This window comes from Sulfurihydrogenibium sp. YO3AOP1 (assembly GCF_000020325.1).
Taxonomy (GTDB): domain Bacteria; phylum Aquificota; class Aquificia; order Aquificales; family Hydrogenothermaceae; genus Sulfurihydrogenibium.
On sequence record NC_010730.1, the window covers coordinates 1,413,406 to 1,426,221 of the forward strand.

10 protein-coding genes are annotated in these 12,816 nt (G+C 32.3%); 3 read left to right on the forward strand and 7 right to left on the reverse strand.

Annotated elements, in window-relative coordinates; translation table 11 throughout:
- The first annotated feature begins 2 nt into the window (after positions 1-2).
- The gene (locus SYO3AOP1_RS07075; protein ID WP_012460040.1) at positions 3-1,238 is read left to right on the forward strand and encodes an N-acetylmuramoyl-L-alanine amidase; all 1,236 of its coding nucleotides are present in this window, start codon (positions 3-5) and stop codon (positions 1,236-1,238) included.
- On the forward strand, positions 1,235-1,993 hold the full coding sequence (locus SYO3AOP1_RS07080; RefSeq protein WP_012460041.1) for a type III pantothenate kinase: 759 nt from the start codon (positions 1,235-1,237) through the stop codon (positions 1,991-1,993). The genes SYO3AOP1_RS07075 and SYO3AOP1_RS07080 overlap by 4 nt, the downstream gene beginning before the upstream one ends.
- 29 nt (positions 1,994-2,022) lie before the next feature.
- Here the strand turns inward: SYO3AOP1_RS07080 and SYO3AOP1_RS07085 are convergent, their stop codons facing one another.
- The 7 genes from SYO3AOP1_RS07085 to SYO3AOP1_RS07115 form a co-directional block, all read right to left on the reverse strand.
- A complete protein-coding gene (locus SYO3AOP1_RS07085; protein WP_012460042.1) occupies positions 2,023-2,229 on the reverse strand; it encodes a hypothetical protein in 207 nt (68 codons plus the stop codon).
- A gap of 267 nt (positions 2,230-2,496) precedes the next feature.
- Positions 2,497-4,059, reverse strand: a complete 1,563-nt coding sequence (locus tag SYO3AOP1_RS07090) for a DHA2 family efflux MFS transporter permease subunit (RefSeq protein ID WP_012460043.1) — start codon at positions 4,057-4,059, stop codon at positions 2,497-2,499.
- Positions 4,059-5,183, reverse strand: a complete 1,125-nt coding sequence (locus tag SYO3AOP1_RS07095) for an HlyD family secretion protein (RefSeq protein WP_012460044.1) — start codon at positions 5,181-5,183, stop codon at positions 4,059-4,061. The genes SYO3AOP1_RS07090 and SYO3AOP1_RS07095 overlap by 1 nt, the downstream gene beginning before the upstream one ends.
- On the reverse strand, positions 5,180-6,457 hold the full coding sequence (locus SYO3AOP1_RS07100; protein ID WP_012460045.1) for a TolC family protein: 1,278 nt from the start codon (positions 6,455-6,457) through the stop codon (positions 5,180-5,182). Before SYO3AOP1_RS07100 ends, SYO3AOP1_RS07095 begins: the two co-directional genes overlap by 4 nt.
- A 12-nt stretch (positions 6,458-6,469) precedes the next feature.
- On the reverse strand, positions 6,470-7,024 hold the full coding sequence (locus tag SYO3AOP1_RS07105; protein ID WP_012460046.1) for a TetR/AcrR family transcriptional regulator: 555 nt from the start codon (positions 7,022-7,024) through the stop codon (positions 6,470-6,472).
- Positions 7,021-8,187 carry an iron-containing alcohol dehydrogenase gene (locus tag SYO3AOP1_RS07110; RefSeq protein WP_012460047.1) on the reverse strand — a complete coding sequence of 389 codons (1,167 nt, stop codon included), beginning with the start codon at positions 8,185-8,187 and terminating at the stop codon, positions 7,021-7,023. The genes SYO3AOP1_RS07105 and SYO3AOP1_RS07110 overlap by 4 nt, the downstream gene beginning before the upstream one ends.
- Positions 8,188-8,376: 189 nt before the next feature.
- Positions 8,377-11,421: an efflux RND transporter permease subunit gene (locus SYO3AOP1_RS07115; RefSeq protein WP_012460048.1), complete on the reverse strand. Its 3,045-nt coding sequence runs from the start codon at positions 11,419-11,421 to the stop codon at positions 8,377-8,379.
- 400 nt (positions 11,422-11,821) lie between these two features.
- Between SYO3AOP1_RS07115 and SYO3AOP1_RS07120 the strand changes: the two genes are divergently transcribed.
- Positions 11,822-12,808 carry an IS110 family transposase gene (locus SYO3AOP1_RS07120; RefSeq protein ID WP_012460049.1) on the forward strand — a complete coding sequence of 329 codons (987 nt, stop codon included), beginning with the start codon at positions 11,822-11,824 and terminating at the stop codon, positions 12,806-12,808.
- The last annotated feature ends 8 nt before the right edge of the window (positions 12,809-12,816 follow it).

Genomic DNA, 12,816 nt, shown 5'->3' on the forward strand with positions numbered 1-12,816 from the left:
ATATGGAAACATTAAGATATATATTTTTAAGCATATTAATATGTATTTTTTATGTAGAAGCATTTGAAATCAGAACTGGAATAAAAGATTATGGTTATAGAATTGTTTTTGATGATGTAAAAAATTATGAATATTTACCATTATCTAATACTCTTATTTTCAAGATAAATGGTGAATTTAAAAACTCAGCTATAAATTTTGACCCAAAATTTGTTAAATCTATAGAAATATCAAAAGATATAATTACTAAGAAAACCATAATCTATTTAGATATAAATGATAACATAGACCCTAAAGTGTTTAGTCTTTCAAATCCAGATAGATTGGTTATTGATTTGAAAGTATTAAAACAAAGTATAAATGAAAATAACAATACTACTAAAGAAAATAAAGACTCTAAAAAAGCGGTTTCAAAAAAAGATTCAGATGATGTTTTAAATAAAATTCTAAGAAGTTTAGAAACGCAAGCTTCAGATAACAACTCTTCAGATTCTATAGAAATAGAAGTACCAAAAAGTTTTGCAGGAAGAAAGAAAATAATAGTCATAGACCCGGGACATGGTGGACATGACCCTGGTGCAACGGCTAACGGTCTAAGAGAGAAGGATATCAATCTAAAAGTTGCTTTAAAACTTAAATCATTATTAGAAAAAGACCCAAGATTTAAAGTATATCTAACAAGAGAAGATGATAGATTTATTCCCCTGTATGATAGAACATTGATCGCTTTAGAAAAAAAGGCAGATTTGTTTATAAGTATTCACACAAACGCATCTGAAAATCCAAATCTTTCCGGAACTTACATATACACATTAAATTTAAGAGGTGCTACTTCAAAACTTGCCAAAATCGTAGAGGAAAGAGAGAATAAAACAGTATTAAATGTTATAAAAGTTAGTGCTAATCCAAATGTAAATAAAATAGTAGCAGATATGGCTATAAGCCATACAATGACAGAAGGATTAAACTTTGCAAAATTTGCTCAGATTTATTTAAAGAGAAACTTGAAAGATACTGAGTTTAAAAGAATTGAATCGGCTAACTTTGCAGTTTTAAAAACTCCATCAATTCCATCTGTTTTGGTAGAAACAGCATTTATAACAAATGAAAATGATGCAAGATTATTGGCAAATGATGAATTTTTAGAAAAGTTTGCTCAAAGTCTTTACAAAGCAACTGTTGATTATTTCTTTAGATATAAAAATTTAGTCTTTAGTAAAGGTAAAGAAGAAAGTTGATATTAGCAGTTGACATTGGTAATACAACCACAGAGATTGGATATATAAAGGATTTAGATAAAATTGAAACATTAAAATTTAAAACAGACCACGGAAAAACCATTGATGACTGGTTGATTAACTTTTCTTTTTTCTTAAACTTTTACAATTTGGATGAAACAAATATTAATAAAATTTATATATCTTCTGTAGTTCCACAGGTTGAAGAAAAAATCACTAAGGCTTTAGAAAAACTATTGAATGTAAATCCGTTATTAATAGGAACGGATGTAAAAGTTCCTTTGAAAATCAATTATGAAAACCCGTCAGAAGTTGGAGCGGATAGGATTTTGAACGCTTTTGCTTCTATAAATATTTTAAATCCACCATTAATAGCAATCGATTTTGGTACGGCAGTAACTTTTGATGTGGTTAATAAAAACTCTGAATATGATGGCGGGCTTATTTTTCCTGGATTAGAATCTTCTGTAAATTGCTTGTTTTCAAAAACTGCCAAACTTCCAAAAGTTAAGATTGAAAAGCCTTCAAATATTGTAGGTAAAAATACTATTTCAAGCATTCAATCTGGAATATATAATGGATACATCTCATTAGTTGAAGGTGTTATTAGTAAAATTGAAGATGAATATAAATGTAAATTTAACATAATACTGACTGGCGGACACGGAAAAATCATTAGCGAGTCTTTAAATCTACAACATGTTTTTGAACAATACTTACCAATTAAAGGAATATACTTTTTAGATAAATATTAAAAAGTGGGCTTTTGAGCCCACCATAAAGGTTATTGTTTTTCTTGAGTTTTGAAGTGAATTTCTCCTTCTTCGCATTCGTATTTTTCTCCAGAAATTTTTTGAATTACTGGGTTAATTTTGCAGGATACCTCTTCAACTTTTTCTTTAATTTCTTCCTTTGATCTTTTGACAAAATAAATTACGTAAGCTAACATACCTAAAGTAAATAAGAGCAGAAATACTACATAAGTTTCCATAGCACATACCTCCTTTTATTTGTTGATATAAAGATAATACTAATTACGATAAATTTCAACAATATATTATATTTAATATATTTTTATATTATAATTATAATGTCTTAGTTTTTAAGACCAGGAAGCTGGAAAAAATTATTTATTTACTATTCTCAATTTAGCAAGAAAATACTAAGCTGAAAACTTAAAGGAAATAAATGTAGTTAAAAATTTGGATACAAAGTCATTCTGAAGCTACAACGAAATATCTCAAACTTTTTCGAATTTTTAATCATATGTATTGTTAGAATTAAAACCAATCAAACCGGAAATCCACATATAAATAACAGGTAAAGCTCCAAGTAAGCCAAATAGTCCGGCAATAAAAAATGTATCTTGAAATGAAAAGTTTAGACTGTGAAGATATTCGACGCCATAAAATAAAGCCTTGGCTTTTAGCTCTGCTACGTTTTCCGGAACTGCTACCATATTTTCTTTGATTTTATCAATAAACTGACTTATGTAATTGTAATTTTGCATTGCATTTATCCCTTCAAAATGCTCCCATTGGTGCTTGTATAAGTCATTTGTAGCTATAGCGGTTCCAAATGAACCACCTACAAACCTTCCATAATGCATAAGTCCTGTACCGAGGGATGTTTTTGGTCCAAGCTTTCTAAGTGCTAAGGTTGTAACCGGTGCAAAAAACATTCCCATAGAAATGCCAAGAGGAATGGTCATTATTGCAGCTTTAACTGTTGGTGTGTAGTAATCTAACTTTGGAATTATAAAGATAGATGTAATCAAGTATAAAACTGTTGCTATGTATAAAACATACTTTTCATTCCACTTATCAGACAAAATGCCGGCAACGGGAGAGAATAAAGCTATAAAAAACGCAAAGGCAAGTATATGAAGTCCTGCCTCAAAGGTTGGAAGTCCTTTTAAGTTTTCATAGTAAAGCGGAAGAAGGTAAAAAATCTGATACATTGAAAATCCAAGAAGTAAGAAAAATACCATAAAACCGACAAAGTATTCTTTGATTAAAAAAATTCTAAAATCTATCAATGGCTCTTTTGATAGGAGTTCTGAAAGAATGTAAAACAGTAATGCAAACCCTGAAATTATCGTTAGATATACTATAGCATCAGACATGAACCAACCAAGCTGTTGTCCTTTTGAAAGCAATATTAATAAAGCTATTGTAAAAACAGATAAGAAAAAATAGGATATAAAATTTAGCTTTGCCTTTTCTCTTATCATGCTTGTTTCTGGAAGATAAAAAATTGCAAGGATAGTTGTTAAAATTCCTACTGGAAGGTTGATAAAAAACACCCATCTCCAATTTAAATACTCTGTAATGTATCCCCCAAGAGTTGGTCCAAGTGCCGGTGCAAAGCTAACACCAAGCCCAAATATCCCCATTGCTAATCCTTTTTTTTCTTCCGGATAGACAGAAAATAAAATCGTTTGTGCTGTTGCCATAATCAAAGCTTCGCCGATACCTTGCGTGATTCTTGACGATATCATCCAATCTAATGATTGTGCTACTCCACACATATAAGATGAAAGTGTAAATATCACGATTCCGGCTATAAATACCTTTCTAAGACCTATGACTTTATCAAGCCACTCTGATAAAATTAACATTACAGCTGAAGCTATCATGTAGGCTGTTATTACCCACTGAATACCGTAAAGGTCTGTTTGAAGTGGTCCCATCATCTTTGGAACGACAATGTCAACGATGGTTGTATCCAAGATAGCCATAAAGGCTCCGGTCATAACTATAAAAGTGATTAATCCTCTTTCTAAGTTTGTAATTGTTTCATAGATAGGCTTATTTTCCATCACTTTTTCTCAATCTCTACCTCTCCGCCTAAGCCAACTCTTAAAAGGCTTATATCCCCTTTTGTTATTCTTATTTTCACCGGTATCCTTTGTGCCAATTTAGTAAACTCTCCTGCTGATATATCCCTTGGAACAAGTGCAAACTTTGCAGCAGATGAAATATCTATACTTTCCACCTCACCTTCAAAGGTTTTGTCAGGATATGCGTCCAACTTTATGTATGCTTTGTTGCCAACCTTTACACCGCTTAGCTTAGTCTCTTCAAGTAAAACTTTTATATAAAAGCTATTTTCTTTGACTATTGCATAAATCGGCTGTCCGGCTTTTACAATATCACCAATGGATACGTACTTTTTAGCAATGATGCCATTGTACGGAGATTTAAGCTCTGTGTATTTTATTTGATTTTCTAAATCTTCTTTTTGTTTTGTAAGTGCTAAAATCTTATTTTCAAGTGCTGAGATTTGGTCTTGGATTTCTTTACTTACCTGTCCTTGTGTTTTTACAAGCTCTACACTCTCTTTAGATTTAGCCTTTGATACATTAAGTTCTGAGATAGATTTTTCTATTGCTTTTCTCTGGTCTAATAACACTTTTAGCTGTGTGTTTATCTCTTCATACTTAGCCTTTGGGACAAGCCCTTTTTCTAAAAGGTTTCTATATCTTTCTTCATCTTTTTTAGCTTTTTCAATCTGTGCTTCTGCTTGAGATTTTTGTGCGCTTAGGCTCTCTATTTTTTTCTCAATCTCCTGCGTGGTTAAGCTTGTAATTTTTTGATTTAATTCATTTTCGTGTATGATTCTTGAAAGCTGATTTTCTAATTGTGATTTTTGTTTTTTTAGACTTTCTATCTCATAGTTTATATTTTCAAGTTGGATTTTGTAATCTGTGTCATCTATTTTAGCTATTGTTTCATCTGCTTTTACTGCGTCGCCTTCTTTTTTGTACAGCTGGATGATTTTCCCGCTTACTCTGTTGAATCCTACATTAGACAAATAATCAGTCTCAACAAAAACAGCATCTGATATTACATACTTCATTCTGTGTTCTATCCATGTGAAGGCAAAAACTGTAAAAATAAGAATTAAAACTAAGACAACAAAAAGACCTATACTTTTCTTCATTTTAATACCTCTTCTAATCTTCCTGCTGACTTCATAAGGTCAACGTATGCTTTTTGCAGATTGTAGAAGTTTATTTCTTTGCTTTCGTAGGCTTTTGTATATGAGCTTTCAGCATTTAATAAATCTGTGTTTGTTGCAAGCTGGTTAGCGTACTGCTCTTTTACAAGCTCAAAGTACTCTTTTGCATAGGCAAGACTTTCTTCTGCTACTTTTAGGTTTTGTTTTGCAGTGATGTAATTTTCATAGGCTGTTTTTATCTCAAGTTTTATATTTTCTTTAATATTTTCAAGGTCATAGTTAAGTTTTTGCGTGTTTGATTTTGCTGACAGATATTTATAATATGGCTCCACTCCTTGAAATTCTACTTGTAATCCTGCTGTAAATACAAAATTTCCTTTTGGGTCAAGGTATGGACTCTGTGTTGTGTACAGATATTCACCTTGAACAAAAACCTTTGGCAAAAACTGCGCCTTTTCTATCTCTGCCTTAGCTTGAGATTGTTTTATGTTTTCTTTGTAGAATGAGATTATATTTCTGTTATTTAATGCTTGCATTAAAAGCTCTTGATAATTTTCTAGCTCTTTTATGTTTAAAACTGGTTTTTCAAATTTTTCATCTTCCTGTATATTTTTTCCTGTTAGCTTTGAAAGTCTTGCAAGTGCTATTTTCAGATTTCCTTTTGCTTCTGTTAGAGACCTTTCTACTTCTGCAAGTCTTACCTTTGATTGTAGTAAGTCAACCTTTGTTATCAAACCTTCTTTAAAAAATTCTTGCTGTTGTTTATAGATAGACTCAACAGCTTGATACTCTTTTTTATAAACATCTACTAACGCCGATGCAACAAAAACATCTAAATAAGCTTTTACTACTTGTGCTGTAATCTCATCTTTCATCTCTTTATAGTAATACTTTGTAGCTTCAAGGTTGTGCTTTGATATCTGGATCTTGTTTTTTACCTGTCCGCCTGTATAGATTGCTTGGTTTAGTCCTATGTCGAATGTAAAAAAGTCTTTGTTAGACTGTTTAAAGGAGATTGGAAAGTTAGGAATTTTTGTCATTGGTGTTTTGTTATAAAATTTTTCTGATGCCGATGCAAAAAAAGTTGGAAATTGAAGATTTTCATCTGCTTTTAACTGATACTCAGAAGTTACTATCTGCTGACTATAAGATTTTAGCTCTGGATTGTTTGCAACTGCTTCATTTATAGCATCTTGTAAGGTGAGTCCGTAGGAAAACGTCCAAGCTGTTAAGACGGGGAGAATTAATTTTTTCATTACAAAACCTCTTTATTTTATGCCTTTGAATATTATATTTAAGCCCTGGTCTAACCTTTCCTTTAATTTCTCTAAACTTTCATTTTTCATAAGTAAACAGTTAAAAATAAGCTGTCTAATGTATCCAATGATAAGATTGGAAACGACAAAAGAGTCCTGACCTGGCAGGTCTTTTTCTATGATTTTTGCTAAAAGTTTTTGTAAATCTGAGATTTTTTGAATGTAGATATTCTTAAACTCTTCGTTAATTCCAAGTAGATAATGGAAAAATATTATTGCTATTTCTTTGTTGTTGTAGATTTCTGTTATAAAATCTTCTAAAAGATTCTTTATTTTAACTTCAAAGCTATCTTCTTTGTGATAGTATTTTTCTAAATCTTCCATAAGCCTGCGATGAAGAGTTTTTATCAGCTCTAAAAATAAATCTTCTTTACTTTTAAAGTATAGATAAAATGTTCCTTGTGCGACGCCGGCTTTTTCTACAATATCTGAGACTTTCGTCTCGTGATATCCTTTTGTAGAAAACAGCTCTTTTGCTGCTAAGATAATTTTATCCTTTGTGCTCATAGAGTATTACTCCTTAATGCCAAGTATAAAATCTCTTTTATTTTATCTACTGTATAGATTTTATCCAATCCCCATAGCTTTGCAGTTGTGTTATAAACATGGTTAGCTATCTTATCTATATCTGATGATGGTATTTTTTCATCTTGAAGTGAAACCGGTGCTCCAACTTTACTAAACCAATTTTTTAAAGCTTTTATTCCTTCCTCTGCTGTCGGTAGGTTAAACACTTCTTTTGCAAATCTATCAAATTGTTTTCTGTTTTTGTCTTTATACCACCACATCCAGGCAGGAATAACAATGGATAAACAAGCTCCATGTGGAAGGTCGTATAAAGCTCCAAGAGAATGGGCTATCATATGATTTACATAAACACCACCTGCATAGCCTGTTCTTGTAATGCCATTTAGTGCAAGGGTTGCTGCCCACATAAATTCAGCCCTTGCATCATAATCTGTTGGATTTTGTAATATTTTCTCTGTTGTTTCCATAGCTGTTTTCACTATGCTTTCTACAAGCCTATTTTCTAAATTAGGACAGACTGTGCAAGTAAAATACCATTCTATTGTGTGTGCTATTGCATCAACCGCCGCGTAAGCTTGATACTCCTTAGACACTGTGAAAGTCAATTCTGGATTTAAAATAGAAACTTTTGGATAGATTAACTCAGAGCCTATGGATAATTTTTCTTGCGTTTCTTCATTTGTGATAACAGCGTATCCATTCATTTCACTTCCTGTTGCTGCCAACGTGAGAATTGCAAACACAGGAAGTGCATCTGTAATCTCTTTGTCTCTATGGAAGTATTCCCATACATCTACATCTGATTTTGCTCCCACTGCAATGGCTTTTCCTTCATCAAGTACAGAGCCGCCGCCAACAGCTAAAACAGCATCTACATTTTCTTTTTTAGCTTTTTCTATTCCTTCTCTTGTATGGCTAAGTACCGGATTAGGCTTTACTCCTCCATGTTCAATCCACTGGATGCCATTTTCATTTAAGCTTGATATCACTCTATCATACAAGCCTATCTTTTTGATTGATGATTGACCATATAAAAATAAAACTTTTTTGATGCCGTAATCTTTCAAAACTTTTCCAATAAGGTTTTCTTTACCTTTCCCAAAAATAATTTTTGTCGGATTGTAAAACTCAAAGTCATGCATTTTTATTACCTCCTATTTTAAAGTATTGCATTGTGTATCTTATTTTATCAATAATCATATAAAAAATACCTTGGGGTTTTTATAAAATTTAAAAATGAGATCCTTCGGCCTTACGGCCTCAGGATGACAGATAAAGCGAAAGCATGTTAACAATTACCTTATTTGTCATTCTGAGCAAAGCGAAGAATCTCATGTTTTTATTAAATTTCTCACCCGACGTATTTTATCAATAATCATATAAAAAATTGGTATTACAAATAAACTCAGTGGAAGTGCTGTCATTAGTCCACCGATTACAGCTATTGCTAACGGCTGACGCATCTCTGAGCCTTCTGTAAGTCCAAGTGCAACAGGAATTAACGATGCTACTATTGTTAAAGTTGTCATTAAGATTGGTCTTAATCTCTCTTTCCTTGCTTGAATGATTGCGTTGTAAGTGTCTAAACCATCTTTTTTAAGCTGGATAATTCTTTCTATGAATAAAACACTATCTCTTGTAACTAAGCCAATTAGCAGAATAATTCCAAAGTATGATGTTACGTTTAGCGATGTACCGGTTAATAGAATAAATCCAAATACTCCTGAGATTGCAAGTGGTAAAGTTAGTAAAACTGTAAATGGATGTAGCAAGCTTTCAAATAATGATGCAAGAATCATATACACAGCTATGATTGCAACGATTAAAGCAAGTCCTAAATAAGAAAACGTTCTCTTAAACTCTTTTGTCTGTCCTCCGATTTCATAGCTGTATCCCGGTGGTAATGTTTGTTTTATGAAATTCTCTACCTCTGCCACTGCATCACCGACTGACTTTCCGCCTGTAACGTTAGCATAAAGTGTAAAGCTATACTGTCTGTTATATCTGTTAATAACGTTATACCCTGGAGACAATTCATACTTGATTACATTAGAAAGTGGAACTAAACTTCCATCTTTTCCTCTAACATAAACCTTTGAGAGATTTTCAAAGCTTTTTAAAAAATCCTCATCAGCCTTAACTATCATGTCATAACTTTCTGAGCCTTTTTCGTAAGTGCCAATTTTAAACTTTCCAAACAAAAAGTTTAGCGTATTTGCTATATCTTCAACGGAAATGCCAAGTGCTGAAGCTTTATCTCTATCTATAAATACTTTTACCTCCGGTTTATTTATTCTTAAATCTGTATCAACGTCTGTATAGCCCGGCGTCTGTCTTAACTGTCCTTCTAATTTATTTGCTATTTGAGATAAAACCGGCAATTCTGGACCTTTGATGACGTACATAACATCTGCAGACCTTCCTGCTGCCGGTCCTACAGCTGATGGTATATCTACTATAGCTCTTACATCTTGAACCTTTCTAAACTCATTTCTAAACCAATCCATGATTACTTTTTGATGTGGTCTTCCTGTGGACCTGTCTTTCAGTGTGATAAAGAATATTCCACCGTTAACCTCCGGTCTTCCCGCTATACCTTCACCAAAAGCAACCCCATATCTTAAAACATATGGATTTTTTTCTACTATTTTTTCAAGCTCTTTTGCCTTTCTATCTGTAAAATCAAAAGATGAACCGGTAGGTGTTTCAAATCTGACTAGGAATCTCCCTTCATCTACAACCGGTGTAAACTCTTTTGGAACAAAGCTTGCAAGTTTATAGCCAATCATAACTGTAACTATTGAGATAGCTAAAACAATAGCTTTATGGTTTAAAGACCATTTTAAAGTAACATCAAAAAGAGATTCAAATTTATCATAAGCTCTTTGAAAGATATTTTTCTCCTTAGCTTGAACTAATCTTGCACTAATCATTGGAGTAAAGCTTAAAGATACTATGTAAGAAATTGCTATTGCTACAATTAGCGTAAGTGCAAATCCAAAGAAAAACTTACCAATTACACTTTTAACAAATAAGATAGGTATAAAAATAGCTATCAAAGAAGCTGTTGATGCAAGCAAAGCAAATACAACTGTTCTTGTCCCCTTTTCTGCTGCCTCTATACCTGTTAATCCTTCTTCATTTCTTCTATAAATACTCTCCATTACAACTATCGCATCGTCTATAACTAAACCAACTGCAACGGCTAAAGCTAATAGTGTAAATGTGTTTAAAGATTGACCGGCAAAGAATAAAACAGCTATAGCTCCTAAAACAGACACTGGAATTGCCATAGATGGTATAAAAGTCATCTTTAAACTTCCTAAGAATAGGAAAACTACAAAAGCAGTCAGCAGTGCTCCGATGACTATCTCATGCAAAGCATCGTTTACACTCCTTTCAATAAACGTAGAAGCATCATAGTTTATGTCCAATCTTAAACCGGCTGGAAGTTGTTTATTAAGCTCATTCATTTTTTCAATGACTCTTTTAGAGACTTCTACCGTGTTTTCTTTTGATTGTCTGTAAATGATCAAAGCAATACCCGGCTCTGCTTCCTTAGAGTCAAAAGCTTTAAATCTTACTAAACCCCTCTTTTCATCAAATGTAAATTCAGCCTTTCCAACATCTTTAATTCTTATATTATTTTTAATTATGATATTATTTATCTCTTCAGGAGATTGACCCTTTCCATAAACTCTTATTGTATACTCTCTATTTTGACTGTCTATTCTACCCGCCGGAATTTCAACATGATTTTTTTGTAGTGCATTAACAACATCCATAGGTGTTAACTTAAATCCCGCAAGTTTTAACGGGTCTATTCTAACCCACATTACATAATCTCTAAAACCTCCAAGGTCTACCTGACCAACTCCTTTAACCCTTTCAAACTCTCTTTTGATTACTTTGTCAGCATAATAAGCCATAGTTCCATAGTCAGCATAGCCATGAAGCAGGATAGCCATCGTTGGAGCCATTCCGGTGTCTACTTTTCTAACAATCGGTGGGTCAACGTTTACAGGAAAACTTCTTTGCGCCCTGTTTACAGCATCCCTCACTTCCTGAGCTGCAATATCAATATCTTTATCAAGGTCAAAGATTACTGTTATTCTTGAAGTCCCTGTATAACTTGCTGAATTTATAGCCTCTATACCACTTATAGTTGCAAGCTGATCTTCTATTTTTCTTGTAACGTTTGTATCAACTACATAAGGAGAAGCTCCTTTATACGTTGTAGTTATTGAAACAATCGGAAAATCTACATTTGGATTTCTATCAACCGGAATATATTTAAGACTGTATAAACCGGCAATGATGAAAGCAAGCATAAACATCCATGTTGTAATTGGTCTTCTTATAAAAAAGCTGTACATTATTTGCTCCAACGTTTGGTTATCTTGCTTTCATTATATAATATGACTGATAAATCAGTCAAGGAATTAGTAAAGCTATTCTAAAATTTTTGCAAGTTGTAGAATGTATATGTAAATATAACTTTACCTTTTTGTCATCGTATATTAAATATACCAAAAATTTTTTAAACTATAAGAGAATAAGTTTTATAATAATTATAGACATGGGAGAAAAAAAGAAGGACAGATCAAGTTTCTGTCATTGGTCTTTTAAGACCGATCAGGATGTTTTAGACTGTCCTTCCTCTACTTCCTAAAACCTGAATCAGAACATTAGGCTTTTAAGCCTGTATTTAACTACGATGATAGGTTATCAGGAAGTTTCTTTCATGTCAAGTATTTTATGAAAGGAGGTATTCTTATGAATGGCTACAAAATAGTCATAGGAGTTGATGTATCTAAAAACTCATTCACTGCAACAGTTTTGTATGATAACAAGAAAGAAAATTTTGAAGTTAAATCTGACCCAGTTGAGTTTGAAATGAAAATAAAGCCTTATCTTAAAAAGTTTAAAAAGTCAGATATGCTTATCATAATGGAGCATACGGGAGTTTACCATTTAAAGCTTGCTAATTATCTGTATGAAAATGGTTATAAAGTAGCAGTAGTAAATCCATTTTCAATAAAGAAATTTATGGAAGCTAAAATGACAAGAGTTAAAACAGATAAAGCTGATTCATTCTTTATAGCAGAGTATGGAAGAACGTTTTTCGATGGAGAGCTTTATAAACCAAAATCAGATGTAGAAAAAGAAATAGAAGTAAAACTAAAGATATTGGAAGACCTACAACAGCAGCTTACAATGCTAAGAAACAAAAGAGAATCGTTAACCTATGTACCAATGAAAAAATTGAAAGAGAATTTAGAATATTACGATGAGCTAATTAGAAAAATAGAAAAAAACATAAAAGAACTTGAGAAAGAGATAAAAGAATTGTCTAAGAAGAATTATCAAGAGGAATACAAACTTTTAAAAAGCATACCTGGTATAAGTGATAGGACTATAGGAATGATAATATCAGTATATGGAAATTTTGAAAGATTTAAGAGTGTAAAAGATATATCGAGTTTTATAGGAATTAATCCAAGCCCATATGAAAGTGCAGCATGTGTAAAGAAAAGTGGCTGGATAAAAAAGATGGGAAATCCATATGCAAGGAAAATATTATACATGGCAGCATTATCAGCAATAAGGTTTAACAAATACTGCAGAGAATTATACGAAAGATTAGTAAGTAAAGGTAAGGCTAAAAAGTTAGCATTAGTAGCTGTAGCACATAAGTTATTAAGGCAGGCATATGGTGTATTAAAAAGCAGAAGACCATTTGATGAAAATTTTTGCACTTGACATTTAAC